Genomic DNA, 19,966 nt, shown 5'->3' with positions numbered 1-19,966 from the left:
CTTTTGTTTTATTTTTTGCTTTTTCTCTCAATTTTTTGAGAACAGGTATGGTTTTACAAATATATCGTAAACATTCTTAGTTTCGTAATTTTTTTATTAACATCTATCGGCTGTACTTCTTTTTTCTGATAAATGTAAATAGTAATCCAAAAATCAATAAAATTAGAATTGGAAGTCCGATAGTTATGAATTGGGTAAAGGTGTACTTTTCGTAAACCTTTTCTTTATCCAGTAATGGCAGTTCTACATCTTTACTTCTAATGTTAATAAGTCCTGTATCGTCCAATAAATAATTAACACAGTTCATCATGAAATCCTTGTTGTCATAAAGGTTTCCAGTTCTTTGATCGTAGCCAAGTTCAACCGGAAGCATGTTTTTGTCTAATTGGTTTCGGGCAATATCACCATCAGCAATTACAATCATTTTGGTTGGTTTTCCTTTTGGCTGGAAAGAATTGTCCTTGAAAGGCAATACACGATTTTCAAACACAGAATGGAAATTCCCTTCTAACAAAACCGAAAGCACCAGATTTCCTTTATTGGCATAATCCTGAGGAGTAGTCTGTTCTGTCACCATATTCAGATTGATCTCGGCTGGTGTTCCTATTTTTTTTGAATATAGAGAAGATTGTAACAAAACCGTTTTTTTGATTCCGTTTTTCAAAGTGTCAATCGGACTGGTAAAATCGAATTTAATGCCGCCTAAATTTTTTACAATTGGATGCTGGCTTTCAGGAACAACAATTGGAGCAAATTTCCATTTAAATTCTTGATATTGAGTTGCACTTCCTTGTTCGCCAGTCGCTAGTTTTATTGGACTGCCGTATTCATCTTTTACCAAATCAGGATTAATTCTGATTCCGTATTTGAAGAACATATCGTTTAAATTCAAATCTCTCGGATAAGCAAGTGTGGCACCAGCGTCGTTGTAAAGGCTGTCCATATCGGCAGCAACCTGATCGATCATCCACAACGTTTTTCCGCCATTCATGATAAACTGATCCAGAACTTCTTTTTCTTCGTCGGTAAAAGTTTCTGTTGGTTTTGAAATAATCGCTAAATCGTATTTCTTAAGAGCATCTAAAGTTCCGTTTGGATCTTTAGCAACAGAATCTAAAGTAAACGGCCCGATATAATAACTTTCTTTGATTTGTCGTAATAACTTACCAATGTGAATTTCAGATAATTCGCCGTTTCCTTTAATGATAGCGACTTTTTTCTGTCTGTCTTTCGTTACTTTATTAATCGCATCAGCAATTGAATATTCTAAGTGTTGTATAGAACCAATAACTTTTCGGGTAGTCGAAGCTCCCATAATGTTTTTCAATAAAGGAATATTAACTTCTTTATTGTTATAAACAGCAATTGCCCAGGGAAAAACCATTGCCTGAGATTGTTTCCCTTTATCATCAACCGTAATGTTAACTGGAGTAAGTCCTTTTTGATAAAGTGATTTTATCATTTCCATACTTTCGTCTTCGTTTTCCAGCGGATTTACGAATTCAAAAACAACGTTGTTATTATAAGCCTGAAATTCTTCCAGTAACTGTTTAGTTTCCTGTTGTAAACGTCTAAAATCGGCAGGAAGTTCACCCTGCATATAAATCTTAATCGAAAGCGGGTTTTTTACCTGTTTTAAGATTTGTAATGAAGTAGGAGATAAGGTATATCGTTTGTCTTTGGTTAAATCAAAACGGTGGAAAAATAAGCTTCCTAATACATTTAAAACAATTAAAATGAAAATTGTAATGCCTAATGTCTTTAAATTTAATTTATTAGATGCTTTCATTACGCTTTAAAAGATTTTAATTGATAAACAGTAAAAGATAAAAATAACACGCTGATACTTAAAAAGTAAATTACATCACGAGTGTCAATAACACCTCGGCTCATACTTTTAAAATGATCCTGCATTCCAAAAGCAGAAATAATGCCTGACTGTGCTGGAATTACTGATGCTATACCTTCAAAACCAAAATAGAAAATAAAGCATACAAACACGGCAATTATAAACGCAACGATTTGATTTTCTGAAAGGGTAGAAGTAAAAATCCCAATTGCCGAATAAGACGTAATTAAAAACAACAATCCAAAATAAGAACCGATTGTGCTTCCCATATCGATATTGCCTTCAGGAGAACCTAATCCGTAAATTACATACACATAAATCAAGGTTGGAATTATAGCCAGAATAATCAGTAAAAATGCTCCGAAAAATTTTCCGTTTACAATTTCCCAAACCGATAATGGTTTGGTTAAGAGGAGTTCTAGAGTTCCTTGTTTTCTTTCGTCAGAGAAACTTCTCATGGTTACGGCAGGGATTAAGAAAATTAAAATCCAAGGTGCCAATGTGAAAAACGGAGTCAGATCGGCATAACCAGTATTTAATATGTTGTAATCTCCTTCAAATACCCATAAAAAAAGTCCGTTGATGATTAAGAAAACTGCAATGACTAAATAGCCAATTGGTGAGCCAAAAAAGGATTTTATTTCTCTTAAAATGATTGATTTCATTTGTTTTTATTTTGTTTCAAGTTTTTCTTGTTTCAGGTTTCAACTTGTTTTCTTTGTGTTTTTTAACCTCAAAGATCCCAAAGTTTTTCGCAAAGTTTGCAAAGTTTTTATTCAAAAGCTTTACGTTTTTTGCGGTTAAATTAGTTTTCAAATATTAATTTAAACTAACCAATTTATCAACGCTCCAAGCTTCTGGTTTTGCATTGAATAATTTCTTTGTGAAATCCCAAACCGTATTAAAAAGTTCTGATTGTCTGTACTTTTCCAAATCCTCTTCGGTTTCCCAGTAGCTGTAAGTAAAGAAAATGCATTTGTCATTTTTATCTTGATATAATTCTAAAAAACGATTTCCTTCTGCATTTCGTATTTTGTGTTTTACAGATTCAAAATTCTCCAGAAAATCAGAAATTTTATCTTCATGAAAACTCATTTTTACTATTCTTACGAACATAGTGTTATTCTTAGATTGTTGATTTTGGACTTTAGATTTTTCTAAAGTCTTACAGGTGCGCAAAAATACCAAATTTGATTGTTGTTTTTATAAAAAAGTAAAATTCCAATAAAGAAATTCCAAATTTCAAATTTTAAAGTTTTCAAATCTAAAATCGGATATCTAAAATCTAAAATTTTTCTAAGAAAATTTAATGGTAATCACATCACGATAGTTCAATCCTAATAAACTATTGGCAGAACCTACTTTTGAAGGATTGCTTCTGAAAATAGCGATTTCAAGAAATCCTGCTTCGTTAAAAATAGCCAGTTTTTCACCTTCATAAGTTTTAATCGGATATTTATCTGAAGTGGCAATAGCCGAATAATTTGGCAGAATGGTTTTGATGCTTTTTGGTTTCATGACAATTTCATACGGACGACCACGTGAAATTTCCAGAAATTGCTTTTTCGAAATATTCGTTACTACGTTTCCAAAATGATCAATATAAATAACATATCCTTTTATCGAATTTCCATCATCGGCTACGACAGACTGTAATTCTGTTGCTTCTTTTACAGATGGGATTTCTTTTCCAATAACATTCAATAAACCGCCCTTTGCCAAATGACAAGCTACTTGAATAAAAATATCCAAATCAGTTGATTCTATTGGAAAACGATCGTGAATATTTATGGCAACAATTTTCTGCGGTACTATCTTCTGCGTAAGCATACTCAAAATTCCATTATCGGCACAAATAAAGTAGTGGTCATTCCACTGCATGGCGATATGCTGGTTCTCTTTATTGCGTTCAATATCGACTCCAATTAGATGTACTGTTCCTTTTGGAAAACTTAAATAAGAAGCACCAATTACATAACTGGCTTCTGCTGTATTAAATGGATCAATATCGTGAGAAATGTCAATGATTTGAGCCTCTGAATATTCAGATAAAATTTTACCCTTTAGCGAACCCACAAAGTGATCCTTCAAGCCGTAGTCTGTAGTAAGGGTAATTATTGACATAATTTTGTTTATAACTATTGATAGTATTTAAATCTAATTTTCATTAAATTTGAGAAATGCAAAGCTAATAATAGTAAACACAAATTGAAAGAAAGAAAAGACAATTTGTGTTTTTTAGGGCTAAGCAGCTCATATAGCAGTTTCTGTTGTTGTTTTAAATCATAAGTCTCTGTTTTCGGTTTACAAAATGTAGAGAAAACGACAATGCTGTGACAAAAACACTGAATACTGCGATTAAAAAGTACCCGACAGTCAATTATATAATAACTGAATTAATTTAATTTAAAACTACTTCATTTGAACGAAAGAATAATCGAGCTAATAGACATCGCTCCTAAAGAGTTTTGGGGCGCTCAAGACAGCCATTTAGAAATTATTAAAAAGTATTACCCAAAGCTTAAAATCGTAGCGCGAGGGACCACTTTGAAAGCATTTGGCGAAAAAGAAGTCTTAGATGAATTCGAAAAAAGATTTCAAAGATTAATGCTCCATTTTACCCGATATAACAATATTGATGATAATGTAATTGAACGAGTAATAATGAGTGATGGTCAGGATGAAAAAAGAGCATACGATCATGACAAAATATTAGTTCACGGGGTTGGCGGTAAAATTGTAAAAGCGATGACGCCAAACCAGCAGTTACTGGTTGACACAATCAAAAAGAATGATATGGTTTTTGCGGTAGGACCAGCTGGAACTGGAAAAACGTACACGGGTGTCGCGATGGCTGTAAAAATGCTGAAGGATAAAGAAGTAAAACGAATCATATTAACACGTCCGGCTGTTGAAGCAGGAGAAAATCTTGGATTTTTACCGGGTGATATGAAAGAAAAACTAGATCCTTATATGCAGCCGCTTTATGATGCATTACGCGATATGATCCCGAATGAAAAACTAGAAGATTATATCCTGAAAGGAATTATTCAGATTGCTCCTTTGGCTTTTATGCGCGGACGTACACTTGACAATGCATTTGTAATTCTTGACGAGGCTCAAAATACCACGCATTCCCAAATGAAAATGTTCCTGACCCGTATGGGAAAAAATGCCAAATTTATGATTACGGGCGATCCAGGACAGGTCGATTTACCACGCCGAACGATTTCTGGTCTTAAAGAAGCTCTTTTGGTTCTAAAAGACATTGAAGGAATTGGAATTATTTATCTTGATGATAAAGATATTGTACGCCACAGATTGGTTAAAAAGGTAATCGATGCGTATAAGCAGATAGAAAATCACGATTAATAAAATTTAGTCAAATGTTAAATGTAAATCATGAATTGTGTTTTAACATTTATTAATATTCGTTTTATTTAGTTTCTTTTTGGAAATAAATAAAACGAATATTTTTTTGATAGAATTCAAAGTGAAGAATTGCAAAATGAGAATTAAAAAAATTGTATTGTTGTTTCATCAAATAGTTAAATAAATAATAAACTTACAATACTTCGACTTTCTGAAGATTGTAATCTTTGGTCTTCCGAGCTTAAAACCGTAAATTTGCAATCATACCAATTTGATTATTAATATGACAAAACTTAAAAATATGAAAGTGGTGGTAAGTGATCTTGACGGAACCTTACTCAACCCTTCGCACAGAATATCCGATTATACTAAATCCGTATTTCAAGAACTTCACAACCAAAATTATCTTATTGTTGTAGCAACAGGACGTCATCATCTTGATGCGACGGCAATTATAGAAACGCTTGAAGTTCCGGTTTATTTAGTCAGTTCAAACGGTGCAAGAATTCATTCACCAGAAAAAGAAGAACTTTTCGCTTTCAACTTAAACAGCGACATAGTAAAAGCAGCTTTAAATGTTGAAATTGATCCCGAAATTACAGTCGTTTTATTTAAAGAAAACGTTTGGCAGACCAACAGAATAAACGAAAGATTAAATGCTTTTCAGCATGAATTAAAATACAAACCAGAATTAGTTGATTATAAAACGTTAGAAGATTTTGGTGCGATTAAAATTTTCTTTTCATGCGAAGATCATGAAAAATTAGTAAAACTAAAAGATGCTATTTTGGCAAATTCTTCAGAACATTTACATCATGCTTTCAGTCTTCCAACTTGCTTGGAATTTATGGATAAATCTATCGATAAGGCTGTTGCGATTGAAAGAGTTTTAGAAAGAGAAGGTTTTACATTGTCTGAAGCCGTATCTTTTGGAGACGGATTTAATGACGTACAAATGTTATCGGCGTCAGGAAAAGGTTTAATTATGGGAAATGCTCCTGCTATTTTAAAAGAAACGCTGCCTGATTTAGAAGTAATTAAAACCAATGCAGAAGATGGTGTTGCGAAATATATTGCTTCAAAAATTTTAGACAAAGAATTAGCTGCGGGCTGATTTTCGATTTATATTTCAAAAAAATAGAAATCCCTGAATAATTGTTTGGGGATTTTTTATTTAGGATTCTTAAAAATTTCATGGTGTAACTCTCTGAAATAATTTTAAATTTGCATTCATAAAAAACAACACAACTAAAAATGAGCAATACAATCACAACCACAAATTTTAATTTCCCGAATCAGAAATCAGTTTACCGCGGAAAAGTGAGAGAAGTTTATAACATTAACGATGAACTTTTGGTAATGGTAGCAACTGACAGACTTTCGGCATTTGATGTGGTTTTACCAAAAGGAATTCCATACAAAGGACAAATCTTAAATCAGATTGCAACTAAATTCATGGAATTAACGGAGGATATTGTTCCGAATTGGCTGATTGCAACTCCAGATCCAAATGTTGCTGTTGGACATTTATGCGAACCTTTTAAAGTAGAAATGGTAATTCGCGGTTATGTTTCTGGACACGCTGCTCGTGAATATGCAGACGGAAAAAGAAAACTTTGCGGAGTTACTATGCCTGAAGGTTTAAAAGAAAACGACAAATTCCCAGAACCAATTATTACACCAACAACAAAAGCGGATAATGGCTCTCATGACGAAGATATTTCTCGTGAAGATATTTTAGCAAAAGGAATTGTTTCTGAAGAAGATTATTTAATCCTTGAGAAATATACTCGTGCTTTATTCCAAAGAGGAACAGAAATCGCTGCTGAACGCGGTTTAATTTTAGTAGATACTAAATATGAATTTGGAAAAACAAAAGACGGTGTTATTGTTTTAATCGATGAAATTCATACTCCTGATTCTTCTCGTTATTTTTATGCTGAAGGATATGCCGAAAGACAAGCAAAAGGTGAGGAGCAAAAACAATTATCAAAAGAATTTGTTCGCCGCTGGTTAATCGAAAATGGTTTTCAAGGAAAAGAAGGACAGCAGATTCCAGAAATGACGGATGAATACATCGAATCAGTTTCTGAAAGATATATCGAATTATATGAAAATATCATTGGTGAAAAATTTGTAAAAGCTGATATTGATAATATTGACCAACGTATTGATAAAAACGTATTAGAATACCTTTCATCAAAATAGTACTTTTCGGGTTTAAACTAACTATTTAAACCATGAATTTTATAACAACTAAAAAAAGTGCCCTGCTATTGTGTATCACAGCAGGGCATTTTCTTTTGGCGCAAATTGATAAAAAAGCGACAAAAGAAACCCAGAATCTGTATCATAATCTTAAAATCATTTCAAAAAAACACATTTTGTTTGGACATCAGCATGCTTTTGAATACGGGCATGGTTGGTCTAATGAACCTAATAAATCTGATGTGAAATTAGTGACCGGTTCGCATCCTGCCGTTGTGGGAATTGATTTCAGTGATTTTTCTGGACGTTCAAAAGAAGAAATTGAAAAAGCCCAAAAAACTTTAAAACAAAATGTTATAGATACGTATGAACGCGGCGGCATAACTACGGTTTCATGGCATTTTAATAATCCTGCTTCTGGAGGCGGATTTTACTGGAAAGATTCGGTTTCGGTGCCAGCCATGTCATTTATTAAAAAAGGCGGTTCTCATCATGAGCAATACAAAGAAATTTTGAAAACAATTGCCGATTTTGCTCATTCTGTAAAAGCCAAAGACGGAAAATTAGCCCCGATGATTTTTAGACCATTTCACGAATTTGATGGAGATTGGTTTTGGTGGGGAAAAAAATATACGTCACGTGAGGATTTTATAGAAGTCTGGCGATTTACAGTTTCCTATTTAAAAAACGAATTAGGAGTTCATAATTTCATTTATGCCTTTTCTCCTGATAATAGATTTAATTCAGAAGAAGAATATCTAGAACGTTATCCCGGAGATGATTATGTCGATTTGTTTGGGATAGATAATTATGGCGATTTTGGACGCGACGGAAATTACAATTTAGAAGCAGGTGTAAAGAAACTTACAATTATTTCTGATGTAGCTGTCAAAAAGAATAAACTGGCTGCATTTACCGAAACTGGTTTAGAATCAATACCAAATCCAGAATGGTGGACAGAAGTTCTTTTAAAATCTCTAAAGCAAGGGAAAATAAAATTATGTTACGTTTTAGTCTGGAGAAATGATAAAATGAGTCCAACACATTATTATGCACCATTTCCTGGACAAATAAGTGCTCCAAATTTTATCAAATTTTATAATGACGACTATATATTGTTTGAAGCAGACTTAAAGAATGTTTATCAAAAGAAATTGAAATATTAAATCATCATTAGTGTTAAAATAATGCAACTACCACGTTTTTGTTTCGTATTTTTCTTACTATTTTTAAATTTATGAAAATAATTTATTTTAATGATAAATTCACATTTTGTAGGCTAAAATTTTAACATTAATGAAAATTTTCTGCCTTTTTTATATATCATAATGTTATGGCGTTAAAACATTACAAGATTAGCCGTTGTTTTTTCTAAAAAATAAAGATCAAAAAATGAAAAAATATTCTGTTTCGTGTAACATTTCTACATTTGTGGCGTCTTTTATATAGAATCACGATTTTTTGACATCAATATTTTTAATCCATTAATATAACGTTAAGAATTAGTTAAAACATGGTAGCTTGTAATACATAATACCAAATTTTAATTTACATTTGTCAAGAATTTAAAATTCAAAATCAATCAAAATAAGTATCAATCAATTAAACAACCCAATCATTATGAAAAAGTCAGTTATTTTTTTAGGAGCAGCTTTATTAGCATTCGCAAATGTTTCTATCGCTTCAAACAGCACAGCTGTTAAAAATCAAGTTGCAGTATCAGCTGCATACGATGAAGGAACACCACTTGTAGTTGCAGTAAGTAAAGGTGATATTGAAGTAGTAAAAAAATTCATTGAGTACGGAGCTAACGTAAATGAGAGATCTGATGATATGTCTCCATTAATGACAGCTGCTCGTTACAACAAAGTAGAAATCATTAAAGTTTTGTTGGCAGCAGGTGCTCGTCCAAACGATAAAAACGAAAAAGGATATACAGCTTTAAAATATGCACAATTATCAAATGCTACAGAAGCAATTGCTATTCTGAAAAATTTGTAAAAAACAGTTTTTAAAAGTTTGAGTTAGTACAAACGGCCTTCTTTGAGCGGATGGCCGTTTTTTTATGCACTTATTTTTGATCAATATTTTATAAATCAAAAAAGCACCATTTATATAAATGATGCTTTTCCTTCTTAAACCAAATTAATCTAACCAAAATTAATTTACTTTTTATTCGATTGTTTCATGCTTTTTACGGTTAAATACCCAGAACAAAATTGGGAAAACCAATAAAGTTAAAATAGTAGCAGTAACCAGTCCGCCGATAATTACAATGGCAAGCGGTTTTTGAGATTCAGAACCAATTCCAGTTGAAATAGCAGCTGGCATTAAACCAATTGAAGCCATTAATGCGGTCATAACTACTGCTCTTGTTCTGGCTTTTACACCTCGCAAAACTGATTCCTGTAGACTGAGTTTTGCCTTGAGATTATGATGGAATTCTGATATTAGGATAACTCCATTTTGAATACAAATTCCAAGTAAGGCGATAAAACCAACTCCGGCAGAAATTCCGAAGTTCATTCCGGTTAAATGTAGAGCAATAATTCCTCCAATTACTGCAAAAGGCACATTCGCTAAAACAAGCAGTGAATCTTTGAAATTTCCAAATAATATAAAGAGTAAGACAAATATTCCAATTAAACTGATAGGCACAACCTGAGCCAGACGGGCACTTGCACGAACTTGATTTTCAAATTCTCCAGTCCATCCTGTGGTATACCCTGGCGGCATTTTAACTTCCGTTACTTTTGATTGTGCTTCTGCGATGGTACTTCCTAAATCTCGGTCACGAACAGAAAATTTTACTCCAATAAAACGTTTGGTATTGTCTCTGTAAATAAATGCCGGACCTGTTATAGTTTTGATATCACATATTTCTTTCAATGGAATTTTAGCTCCGCTGATTGTGGGAACTTTTAATTCAGCCAGATCTTCTTCATCTTTACGATATTCTTTAGAAAAACGAACTCTAACATCGAATTTCTTTTCGTCTTCATATTTCTGAGTTGCCGTTTTTCCTCCAAAAGCCAATTCTAAAACGGCTTGTGCATCGCTTAAGGTTACACCATACGCTGCCATTTTTTCTCGATCCAGAATAACGCTGATTTCTGGTTGTCCCACATTTCGCAGAATCCCCACATCTTTTATACCTGGAATATTTCTGATTTTCGCTAAAACTTCATTCGATAATTCGTCTAATTTATCCAAATCATCACCATAAATTTTAACGGCATTGGAAGCTTTAAATCCCGCTACAGATTCGGCAACGTTATCAATTACAGGCTGAGAATAATTATAAGTTATTCCTTGATGCACTTTCAGCTTTTCGTCCATTTCATTTATAAGATCGTCCATAGAAATTTTTCGTTTCCAATCGGCTTTTGGTTTTAAATCAACTTGCAGCTGAATAAATCCAAAACCATTTGGATCTGTTCCATCATTACTTCGCCCTGTCTGCGATAACACATTTTTTACTTCAGGAAAAGCTTCAAGATCTTTTCGAATCATTGCGGCTGTTTTAACACTTTCTGGCAATGACGTACTCATGGGTAATTCGGCGGTAACCCACAAAGCGCCTTCGTTTAATTGTGGTAAAAATTCGGTTCCTAAAAAAGTTGCCGAAAAGAATACAGCAGCAATTAATGCCGTAGAAGCAATTAGTGTTTTTGCCTTATGTTTGAATGTCCAAGCAAAACCTTTTGCTACAATTCTATCCCAAAAATTCACGAAAGGATTGTTCTTTTCTTTTACATTTTTATTCAATAAAATATGAGATAAAACCGGCACGAGAGTTAAAGTAAAAAGTAAAGCTCCCATTAAGGCAAATCCTAAAGTGTAAGCAAGAGGCGAAAACATTTTTCCTTCTACTTTTTGGAATGAAAATATTGGGAGTAAAGCGGTAATAATGATCAGTTTCGAGAAAAAGATCGCTTTACCCATTTCAGTTCCTGTTTTTTTAATGATGCTTCCCTTGGCAATTTTATTATAAGCTGTCATTCCTAGTTGATGTGCCCTATGATCGAGAACTACAAATAATCCTTCAACCATAACCACGGCGCCATCTATAATAATCCCAAAATCGACTGCACCTAAACTTAGTAAGTTGGCGCTCATTCCCATCATTTTTAAGCATAAGAATGCAAATAATAAGGAAAGCGGAATTACAATTGAAACCGTAAAAGTTGTTCGCCAATCGGCCATAAATAAGAATACTACACAAGTAACCAGAATGATTCCTTCAAATAAGTTATGCATTACGGTTTCGGTTGTGAAATTCATCAGATTATCACGATCGTAAAAAGTTTCTATTTTGATGTCTTTTGGTAAAACATTTTCATTTAAATCTTTGATTTTATCTTTGATTAAAGCCAAAGTTTCTTTTGCATTTTCGCCTTTACGCATTACGACGATTCCTTCTACAGCATCATCATTTTTGCCAATCCCTGTTTGTCCCACGCGAGGCATAGAACTTTCGTAAACATCGGCAACGTTTTTAACTAAAATAGGATTTCCACCAGCATCATCTACAATAATGTTTTCTATGTCTTTTCTAGATTTTAAAAGTCCGACACCGCGAACAACAAAAGCCTGCCCGTTTTTCTCAATAATATCACCACCCACGTTTAAGTTTCCTGCATCAATGGCGTTATAAACTTGCAAAGGAGTAATATTATATTTCGCTAATTTAATTGGATCGACACCCACTTCATATGTTTTGGTTTGGCCTCCAAAAACATTTAAATCAGCAACTCCGGGAACGGCACGTAGTTGCTTGTCGATAACCCAGTTTTGATAAGTCAATAATTCACGGCTGTCCCTGCTGTCACTTTTAACAATATACCTAAAAATTTCGCCCGTTGGTCCGTAGGGAGGCTGAACATCTGGTTCAACATCATCAGGAAGAGTTACGTTTTTTAATAAATTATTGACTTGAAAGCGGGCAAAAGTATCGTCGACACCATCATCAAAAATGATTTTAATTACTGATAAACCAAACATCGTGATGCTTCGTACACTTGTTTTTTTCTGTACGGAGTTCATCGAAATTTCGATTGGTGTTGTTACAAAACGTTCTACTTCCTCGGCACTCTTACCATTCCATTGTGTAATAATAATGATTTGTGTATTGGTTACATCTGGAAAGGCATCAATGGGCATATTTTTGAATGAAATAAAACCTGCAACAGCCAGCATTCCAACCCAAAAGAAGGTAAATGCTTTATTCTTAAGCGAAAAAGCAATTATATTGCGTATGAATTTGTTCATATCTTAATCGTTTAAAGCGCGATAAATAAATAATTGGTTGTTGGTAATGACTTTTTCATTTTCTTTTAAACCTCCCGAGATATAAGTGGTTTCTCCAACAACTCTGTAAACATCAACTTGTCTGGTTTCGATATTGTGACGGTCTTTAAAGATCATGACGAAGTTTTTGCTTTTATCAAATACAATGGCCTTACTTGGTATCGCAATCATGGATTGATTTTGTTCGTTGTATGACAATTTGATATTGGCATTCATATCAGGTTTTAATAAAAATCCTGGATTTTGAAGTTTTATTCGCGCCTGCATGGCTTTGGTTTCAGGATCGATAACGTTGAAAATTTTATCGACTTTTCCTTTAAAAATTTTGTCAGGATAACTTAAAGTAGTAACATCGGCATCAATTCCCAATTTTATTTTATTGATATCAATTTCGTTGATGTTTGCCATTGCCCAAACTTCGCTGATTTCCGCAATATCAAAAATGTTATCAGAACGATCTGAACGTAATAACATATCTTGATTGATGCTTTTTTGAATGATAAAACCGCTGATTGGTGCAGTTACTTCATAAATAGAACCTGCTCTAATGTTATAGATTTTATATGTTTCCTGAATTTTGCTTAATTGAGACTGCGCTTTGTTTACTTCTGATTTTGCCTGCAGCACATCGCTTTCAGAATTTAATTTTCCATCAAATAATTCCTGGGCTACTTTTAGTTGGTTTTTGGCAACAAGTAAATCATTTTTAGCATCGATAGATTGTTTTTCAAAATCAGCAATATCCGTACTTTTTATCGTAGCCAGAACTTGTCCTTTTTTTACATAATCTCCTAATTCGACATTTACTTTAACGACACTTCCGCCCACAAGAGGGTAAACGTCAATCATTTTATTATTGTCGGCAGTAATTTTTCCATAAAAACTTAATTCATTTTTTACAGGTTCCGTTTTTGCTTCGGCGGTACTGGTTGTTTTCAGCATATTATCGCTAAGCGAAAATGTACTTTTTGTTTCAGGATTTTCAACTTCCTTTTTGCAGCTTGCAATTGATAAACTTACCAACGCAATTCCTATAAGTAATGTATGCCTCATTATTATTTAGTTTTAAAATAAATCCTTGTTGATGGTGCTGTTTAATTCTTCTCCAGATAAAGCCAGTTTTTTCTTTAATTCGTTAACTTGAACATTGGCTTGGTTGTAACTTTCCATAAAATCTGTAAATTCCAGTAAACTGATATTTCGTTTTTGGAAATTGGTTAAGATTCCGTTGTAAACAGCTTCAAAATCGGCATTTACAGTCGGTTTTATTACAGCATAATTTTTACGGGATTCTTCCCATTTATTCCATGCTGATGTAATTTCGGTTTCTAACTGCAGATCAAAATTCTGTTTTTCTACTTTAGACTGTGCCAAAATGGTTTGAGCATATTTGATATTTCCTTTGTTCTTGTTCCAAAGCGGCAATGGAATTCCAACGGTAAGATTGGCTTCACGGTTAAAAGCACCGCTTCGCTGGTCATAATTGGCACCAAGCGTAATATCTGGAACAGAAAGTGATTTCTGCCACTTTATATTTAGTTCATTAGCTTCAATTTCTTTTTGCTTTGCCAAATAATCTGGTCGGTTAGCAATTGCATCACTTTCTAAAGCTTTTATATCAAAAGGGATTTCTTTTAAATATTTACTAAATTCATTTTCATAAACTTTTGGAACTATCATTTCTTTAGAATTCAAAAGAAGTCTCAAATTGGCTTGTTGTTCAATATTATCATTGACAACTTCCATCCGTTCATTTTTAAAGTTCAGATACAAGGTTTGCAGACGCACAACATCTCTTAAGGGAATATTTCCTTTTTGTGCCTGAATGGAGTAGGAGTTGATCAAATCTTCAATATGAGCGATTTGTTTATCTGTAGTTTCCAGACTTTTAGTATTGTAATAAACCGTATAAAAACTCTGGCGTAACTGAAGCTTTAAATTCCTCAGAAGATCATTAAACTGAAGCTCTGCCAATTGCTCGTTGGTTTTGGCCAGCTTTATTTCATTTCGTTTTTTGCCTCCCAAATAAATAAGTTGTTCGATACCAAATGCTTTTTGTCCTTCTTTTCCAATATCAAAATATTGGTTTCTTTCTGGATTGTAAGCATTCAATTCGGCAGTAAGATTGGGATTGTCCCAAATTCGAGCCTGAATAGTTAAGGCTTTTGCTGCATCAATATTATAATGCGAAGCCAGTAAAAAAAGATTGTTTTTAAGAAACTGGCTCTCGCAATCCTCAAGCGTGACTGCATTTTGAGCCGTTACTACTTGATTGAGAAATACAAGTAATAATAATGCATAGAGTTTTCTCATTGTATCAAAAATTTATTTTATACAAAAATGCTATCGGCAGACTTTAATAAGGCTTAAAATCTAGCTTAAAATTAGCTTAAAATAAATTATCAATGAAAAAATAATTGAAATAAATTACTGTTAATATCTGGAATACTGTAAGTTATAGTTGATTTATGTAGGTTTAAAATGCGTTGGACAATTCGTAAACCAAGTCCAAATCCAGTTGTTCCTTTCGAATTTTTGCCACGCATAAAGGGCTGGAAAAGATTCTTCTGTTCCTTTTCGCTTAAGGTTTTTCCGGTGTTTAATATCGAAATTATAAGCTGATTTTCGTTTGTGCTTATTTTTACTTCTGCCTGATTGTTGTCAGAATATAAACAGGCATTTTTCAAAACATTAATTAACGCAATTTCAAGAAGGTTTTTATTGCCTTTTACTTCCAATAAAGTATCGAGATTATCACTTTCTTCAATTTCAAATAAAATAGAAAATTCAGGAAAGCTCTTTTTGAGGTTTTCCATGGCAGAAAATAGAATCTCATCCATACGATGAATTTCATTGTTTTCAGCTTCATTAGTATCAATTTTAGATAAAATCAATAATGAATTTATTAGTTCTGTAAGATGATTAACATCAGATAAAATAGCCTTTAAGAAAGTTTTTCCTTTAATAGAAGTTGCCGGATCTGCAATCGTGTTTTCGATCTGCGCCGTTATTCTTGATAAAGGCGTTCTTAATTCATGAGAAGCGTGAGCCGTAAATTCTTTTTGCTTTTGATAGGAAATCTCAATGCGATCCATCATGTAATTGAATTCATTAGCCAGAAGATCAATTTCATCTTTCTTGCTTTTGGAAACGATACGCGAATCAAGATTGTTTTCGTTAATGTTTTTTATTTTCTGATGAAATAATCCAAGCGGATTCAGTGCCTTTCTTACCATGAAAGAAGTCAGAATCCAGCAAATGCAAGTAAAAAATATGTATGAAACCACCAAAGTATATCTAAGGAAAAGAAGTTTTCGTTTTCCATAATCATCTGTAGCGGATATTAAAGCATAGAAATCTTTGTCTTTTGTGTCGTAAAAAACGCCATAAACTTCATAATCGCCCTGCTGTTTAAAAAAGGTTTTGTTCTTTTTAAGGTATTTTAAATCTTCTTCAGACCATTTTATTTTAGCGTCGTCAATACTGCTGTAAATTAATTTGAAATTCGAATCAAAAACCAATGTTTTTTCATCATATAATTTATTGATTGAATTTTGGTCAATCATTTTCAGCAGCTGTTCATCGACTTCTTTTACATCAACTAAAAGTTTAATATTGGAAAGTGCTTTAATTTCGAGACGTTCACGGAATTCTTCTTTTCTAAAATTAGAATACAAAACAAATATCACGGTTGATGCCAATCCAAAAAGGATTGTAAACAATAAACTTACCAATAATGATATTCTGTTTTTTAAAGTCATTCGTGATTGCTTAAGTAATATCCATAACCAATTTTAGTGCGGATAAGTTTTGTTTCTTGGTCTTTATCGATTTTCTTGCGAAGAAAGTTGATGTAAACTTCAATAGTATTCTGATTGGTTTCGATGTGATAATCCCAAAGTTTCTCTGCAATAAACTGCTTAGAAAGCACTTTTCCTTTGGCATGGGCCAGAATAAGAATAAGTTTGAATTCTTTTGGAGTTAATTTAATTTCTTCACCTGAACGAAAAACTTTCATTTCTTCTTCCAGAATTTCTAAATCTTCAATAATGATTTTGTGTTCTATCTGCTGTGGTATTTCTTTTCGTCTTAATAAAGAAGAAATTCGGGCATATAATTCTTCAAAATGAAAAGGTTTTACCAAATAATCATCAGCACCATTGTTAAATGAATCTAGTTTGTCTTCAATTTCACTAAAAGCGGTTAACATTATAATAGGTGTTTTTTTGTCGATTTCTCGGATACCTTTGCAAACCTCTATACCATTTGTGCCTGGAACATTAATATCCAGAATGATTAAATCATATTCGTATGGAAAGTATTTTTTTAATAGTAACGAACCATCATAATAAGGAATGCACTCGAATTGTTTAGTGGTAAAAAAAGCCGAGATTTCCTTAGACAATGTAAAATCGTCTTCGAGCAGCAGTATTTTCATTCTTGGGGGAATTTATAAATTCGGCCATTCAAAAACAGCCGAATTTAATATGGAATAGTTTTTATTTGAAATAAGAGAAAGTCTCGTTATTCTCAATTTTCAATAATGACTCATAAATCAATTGAATAACATTTTCAACATCTTCCTTATGAACCATTTCTACAGTGGTATGCATATAACGTAATGGTAATGAAATCAATGCAGAAGGAACACCGCCGTTACTGTAAGCAAAAGCATCTGTATCTGTTCCTGTGGCACGAGAAGTTGCGTGGCGCTGAAATGGTATTTTATTTTCTTCAGCGGTTTCTACAATTAAATCACGTAGTTTATTTTGAATCGCAGGAGAATACCCAATAACAGGACCTCTTCCCATTTTAAGATCACCTTCTACTTTTTTGTCAATCATTGGAGTAGTTGTATCGTGGCAAACATCTGTCACAATAGCAACATTTGGTTTTATTCTGTGGGCAATCATTTCAGCTCCGCGTAAACCAATTTCTTCTTGAACTGAATTCACAATATAAAGTCCAAATGGAAGTTCTTTTTTGTTTTCCTTTAATAAACGAGCTACTTCAGCAATCATAAAACCACCCATTCTATTATCGATAGCACGACAAACAAATTTATTTTCGTTTAAAATCATAAATTCATCCGGATAAGTGATTACACAACCAACATGAACCCCTAAAGCTTCAACCTGCTCTTTGGTTTCGCAACCAAGATCTATAAATATGTTACTTAATTTAGGTATTTCTTCTTTGTCACGTAAACGGGTATGAATAGCAGGCCATCCAAAAACACCTTTTACAATTCCGTTTTTAGTATGAATGTTTACTCTTTTAGAAGGAGCAATCTGATGATCAGATCCACCATTTCGGATTACATATAATAAACCATCTTCAGTAATGTAGTTTACATACCATGAAATTTCATCAGCATGACCTTCAATTACTACCTTATATGGAGTATCTGGATTAATAACTCCAACTGCTGTACCATAAGTATCCGTAATAAAAGTATCAACATAAGGTTGCAGGTAATTCATCCAAAGTTTTTGCCCTTCGCTTTCATAACCTGTCGGCGAAGCGTTATTTAGATAGCTTTCTAGGAAAGCAATAGAAGAATCATTTAAGATTGATTTTGTGCTCATAAAAATATTTTTGCGCTAATTTATAAATTTGGTATTAGAGTTGTGTATAAATATATAATTTTACATTTAAATTAAGACTCTATGAGATATACCATCTGTATTCTGTTTTTTACATTGATTTCGTTTACAAGCCAAGCTCAGGTTACTCCAAAAGAAAACCAGGAAATGGGTTATATATTAACTGAGAAAGATTCTATTCTTAACGATACAATCCAGTTGCCGGAAATTATTATTTCGAAAGGAGAGAAGATGAGTCCAGAAGAATTAAAGCAGTTTCAGATTCTTCAGATGAGAGTATATAAGGTATATCCTTATGCGCGATTGGCTTCTGATCGTTTAACTGCTTTGAATGCTGGTATGGCACGTTTAAAAACAAATCGTGAAAAGAAAAAATACTTTAAAATTGTAGAAGACTACCTTAATAATGAGTTTGAAGACCGATTAAAGAAACTTTCTAGAAAACAAGGACAAATTTTGGTAAAGCTGATTCATCGTCAAACAGGAAACACCGCCTATGATTTAATTAAAACTTTAAAAAGTGGATTCAAAGCTTTTGTATCAAACACCACAGCCAATTTATTTGATATAAGTTTAAAGACAGAATACAAACCCTATGAAGTCAATGAAGACTATTTAATAGAAAGTATATTAGTTCGTGCATTCGAATCAGGTCGCTTGGTTAACCAAAAATCTGCAAATCCAGTTAACTACGACGATCTCATGAATCATTGGGAAGCAAAAGCTAAAGAGGTCAACAAAAAATAATACACCTATATATATTATAATACAACCCGGCAGGTTTTAAAACCCGCCGGGTTTGTTTTTTTATACATATATAATATATAAGTACAGCTTGTCCGGCTGAGCGGAGCCGGAGCTTTTGGAATCTGGAATTTAAGAATTTTAATAAATATAAGGAGCTATTTCCCGCTATCCGCTTCAATCTTTTTGGGGCGAACCCCGCCCCAAAAAGGATTTCCGCTCCTATCGGGGCTATGAAATCAGTTTCCAAAAGAAAAATGGAGAAAAACTTGGCGTCTTTGCCCCTCTGCGAGAGCAGAAGGGGCAGAAGGGAGGCTTTCGGATCTTAAATTCTTTCCATAGAGCGGGCATAAAATCTGAAAATTCCGCAAAACTGCCAATCTAAACGATGGGTAAAATAAGAAAAACACGTCTGAATACAGAAAAACCCCACAGGAAATTAAAAATAATCAAAATGTAAAAGCACTTCTGCCAGCGGGTTAAGAAATAGTTTTAAAAAACATGGAAAAAATATAAAATAAAAGCTTGTAAATGTAAATAAAGGTTCTACTTTTGCACCCGCATCAGCGAAACGCTCTTAGAAATACCGTCAGGCAGTTGAATTGAAATGAAAAGAAATTTTCTTAAAAAAAGTTCAAAAAAAGCTTGCGGGAATTGAAAAAGCTTTTTACATTTGCACCCCGCAAAACACGGAAAGTTCCTTGGTAGACTGGAAGAAAAATTAGAAAATGAGACGAAAAAAAAGTTTCAAATTTTTTTTAAATTTTTCTTGCAGGTTTTAAAAAGAAGTTTTAGTTTTGCACCCGCTTTGAGAGATAAGCGGAAAAGAAAAGAAATTACGTTCGTAGACATATTGAATTGACAGCCGTTCTGATGA

16 protein-coding genes are annotated in these 19,966 nt (G+C 33.2%); 6 read left to right on the top strand and 10 right to left on the bottom strand.

The window, feature by feature from the left end; translation table 11 throughout:
- Window positions 1–103 precede the first annotated feature (103 nt).
- The 4 genes from gldG to P2W75_RS14505 all read right to left on the bottom strand — a co-directional run bounded on the left by gldG (window position 104) and on the right by P2W75_RS14505 (window position 3,973).
- Window positions 104–1,789, bottom strand: a complete 1,686-nt coding sequence (gldG, locus tag P2W75_RS14520) for a gliding motility-associated ABC transporter substrate-binding protein GldG (protein WP_207296139.1) — start codon at window positions 1,787–1,789, stop codon at window positions 104–106.
- Complete coding sequence (gldF, locus tag P2W75_RS14515) at window positions 1,789–2,514, bottom strand: gliding motility-associated ABC transporter permease subunit GldF (RefSeq protein WP_276381021.1); 726 nt, start codon at window positions 2,512–2,514, stop codon at window positions 1,789–1,791. The genes gldG and gldF overlap by 1 nt, the downstream gene beginning before the upstream one ends.
- A 154-nt stretch (window positions 2,515–2,668) precedes the next feature.
- The gene (locus tag P2W75_RS14510; protein ID WP_276381020.1) at window positions 2,669–2,965 is read right to left on the bottom strand and encodes a putative quinol monooxygenase; all 297 of its coding nucleotides are present in this window, start codon (window positions 2,963–2,965) and stop codon (window positions 2,669–2,671) included.
- 180 nt (window positions 2,966–3,145) lie between these two features.
- A complete protein-coding gene (locus tag P2W75_RS14505) occupies window positions 3,146–3,973 on the bottom strand; it encodes an S-adenosyl-l-methionine hydroxide adenosyltransferase family protein (protein WP_207296142.1) in 828 nt (275 codons plus the stop codon).
- A 297-nt stretch (window positions 3,974–4,270) separates the two neighbouring features.
- Here P2W75_RS14505 and P2W75_RS14500 point away from each other — a divergent pair, with 297 nt between their 5' ends.
- The 5 genes from P2W75_RS14500 (at window position 4,271) to P2W75_RS14480 (ending at window position 9,430) form a co-directional block, all read left to right on the top strand.
- Entirely contained in the window at window positions 4,271–5,221 is a 951-nt protein-coding gene (locus P2W75_RS14500; protein ID WP_207296143.1) for a PhoH family protein, read from the top strand.
- A 283-nt stretch (window positions 5,222–5,504) separates the two neighbouring features.
- Window positions 5,505–6,335 (top strand): Cof-type HAD-IIB family hydrolase, encoded by an 831-nt coding sequence (locus P2W75_RS14495; protein WP_276381019.1) that lies wholly within the window; start codon window positions 5,505–5,507, stop codon window positions 6,333–6,335.
- Window positions 6,336–6,475: 140 nt separating this feature from the next.
- Window positions 6,476–7,429, top strand: a complete 954-nt coding sequence (locus tag P2W75_RS14490) for a phosphoribosylaminoimidazolesuccinocarboxamide synthase (RefSeq protein ID WP_276381018.1) — start codon at window positions 6,476–6,478, stop codon at window positions 7,427–7,429.
- Between the two features lie 32 nt (window positions 7,430–7,461).
- On the top strand, window positions 7,462–8,595 hold the full coding sequence (locus P2W75_RS14485; protein WP_276381017.1) for a glycoside hydrolase family 26 protein: 1,134 nt from the start codon (window positions 7,462–7,464) through the stop codon (window positions 8,593–8,595).
- 454 nt (window positions 8,596–9,049) lie between these two features.
- Entirely contained in the window at window positions 9,050–9,430 is a 381-nt protein-coding gene (locus tag P2W75_RS14480; protein WP_276381016.1) for an ankyrin repeat domain-containing protein, read from the top strand.
- Window positions 9,431–9,601: 171 nt separating this feature from the next.
- On the opposite strand, the gene P2W75_RS14475 is transcribed toward P2W75_RS14480, so the two are convergent.
- From P2W75_RS14475 to P2W75_RS14450, 6 genes are all read right to left on the bottom strand, one after another.
- The gene (locus P2W75_RS14475) at window positions 9,602–12,700 is read right to left on the bottom strand and encodes an efflux RND transporter permease subunit (protein ID WP_276381015.1); all 3,099 of its coding nucleotides are present in this window, start codon (window positions 12,698–12,700) and stop codon (window positions 9,602–9,604) included.
- Between the two features lie 3 nt (window positions 12,701–12,703).
- Window positions 12,704–13,792 carry an efflux RND transporter periplasmic adaptor subunit gene (locus P2W75_RS14470; RefSeq protein ID WP_276381014.1) on the bottom strand — a complete coding sequence of 363 codons (1,089 nt, stop codon included), beginning with the start codon at window positions 13,790–13,792 and terminating at the stop codon, window positions 12,704–12,706.
- A 12-nt stretch (window positions 13,793–13,804) separates the two neighbouring features.
- Window positions 13,805–15,052: a TolC family protein gene (locus tag P2W75_RS14465; RefSeq protein ID WP_276381013.1), complete on the bottom strand. Its 1,248-nt coding sequence runs from the start codon at window positions 15,050–15,052 to the stop codon at window positions 13,805–13,807.
- 89 nt (window positions 15,053–15,141) lie between these two features.
- Entirely contained in the window at window positions 15,142–16,500 is a 1,359-nt protein-coding gene (locus P2W75_RS14460) for a HAMP domain-containing sensor histidine kinase (RefSeq protein ID WP_276381012.1), read from the bottom strand.
- Window positions 16,497–17,177: a response regulator transcription factor gene (locus tag P2W75_RS14455; RefSeq protein ID WP_276381011.1), complete on the bottom strand. Its 681-nt coding sequence runs from the start codon at window positions 17,175–17,177 to the stop codon at window positions 16,497–16,499. The genes P2W75_RS14460 and P2W75_RS14455 overlap by 4 nt, the downstream gene beginning before the upstream one ends.
- Before the next feature lie 61 nt (window positions 17,178–17,238).
- Complete coding sequence (locus tag P2W75_RS14450; protein ID WP_207296153.1) at window positions 17,239–18,327, bottom strand: M42 family metallopeptidase; 1,089 nt, start codon at window positions 18,325–18,327, stop codon at window positions 17,239–17,241.
- Between the two features lie 81 nt (window positions 18,328–18,408).
- On the opposite strand from P2W75_RS14450, the gene P2W75_RS14445 reads away from it, so the two are divergent.
- Window positions 18,409–19,092, top strand: coding sequence for a DUF4294 domain-containing protein (locus P2W75_RS14445; RefSeq protein ID WP_276381010.1), 684 nt, complete (start codon window positions 18,409–18,411; stop codon window positions 19,090–19,092).
- Window positions 19,093–19,966 lie beyond the last annotated feature (874 nt).

This window comes from Flavobacterium sp. H4147, from assembly GCF_029360735.1.
GTDB classification, from domain to species: Bacteria; Bacteroidota; Bacteroidia; order Flavobacteriales; family Flavobacteriaceae; genus Flavobacterium; species Flavobacterium endoglycinae.
The sequence above is the reverse complement of the archived record's forward strand: the minus strand, read 5'-3'. Positions and strand labels throughout refer to the sequence as shown.

Coding starts and splice junctions, on each gene's coding strand:
- P2W75_RS14480 (WP_276381016.1), top strand. CDS start 9,050: ATGAAAAAGTCAGTTATTTTTTTAGGAGCAGCTTTATTAGCATTCGCA.
- P2W75_RS14490 (WP_276381018.1), top strand. CDS start 6,476: ATGAGCAATACAATCACAACCACAAATTTTAATTTCCCGAATCAGAAA.
- P2W75_RS14475 (WP_276381015.1), bottom strand. CDS start 12,700: ATGAACAAATTCATACGCAATATAATTGCTTTTTCGCTTAAGAATAAA.
- P2W75_RS14465 (WP_276381013.1), bottom strand. CDS start 15,052: ATGAGAAAACTCTATGCATTATTATTACTTGTATTTCTCAATCAAGTA.
- P2W75_RS14505 (WP_207296142.1), bottom strand. CDS start 3,973: ATGTCAATAATTACCCTTACTACAGACTACGGCTTGAAGGATCACTTT.
- P2W75_RS14510 (WP_276381020.1), bottom strand. CDS start 2,965: ATGTTCGTAAGAATAGTAAAAATGAGTTTTCATGAAGATAAAATTTCT.
- P2W75_RS14455 (WP_276381011.1), bottom strand. CDS start 17,177: ATGAAAATACTGCTGCTCGAAGACGATTTTACATTGTCTAAGGAAATC.
- P2W75_RS14450 (WP_207296153.1), bottom strand. CDS start 18,327: ATGAGCACAAAATCAATCTTAAATGATTCTTCTATTGCTTTCCTAGAA.
- P2W75_RS14460 (WP_276381012.1), bottom strand. CDS start 16,500: ATGACTTTAAAAAACAGAATATCATTATTGGTAAGTTTATTGTTTACA.
- P2W75_RS14470 (WP_276381014.1), bottom strand. CDS start 13,792: ATGAGGCATACATTACTTATAGGAATTGCGTTGGTAAGTTTATCAATT.
- P2W75_RS14495 (WP_276381019.1), top strand. CDS start 5,505: ATGACAAAACTTAAAAATATGAAAGTGGTGGTAAGTGATCTTGACGGA.
- gldF (WP_276381021.1), bottom strand. CDS start 2,514: ATGAAATCAATCATTTTAAGAGAAATAAAATCCTTTTTTGGCTCACCA.
- gldG (WP_207296139.1), bottom strand. CDS start 1,789: ATGAAAGCATCTAATAAATTAAATTTAAAGACATTAGGCATTACAATT.
- P2W75_RS14445 (WP_276381010.1), top strand. CDS start 18,409: ATGAGATATACCATCTGTATTCTGTTTTTTACATTGATTTCGTTTACA.
- P2W75_RS14485 (WP_276381017.1), top strand. CDS start 7,462: ATGAATTTTATAACAACTAAAAAAAGTGCCCTGCTATTGTGTATCACA.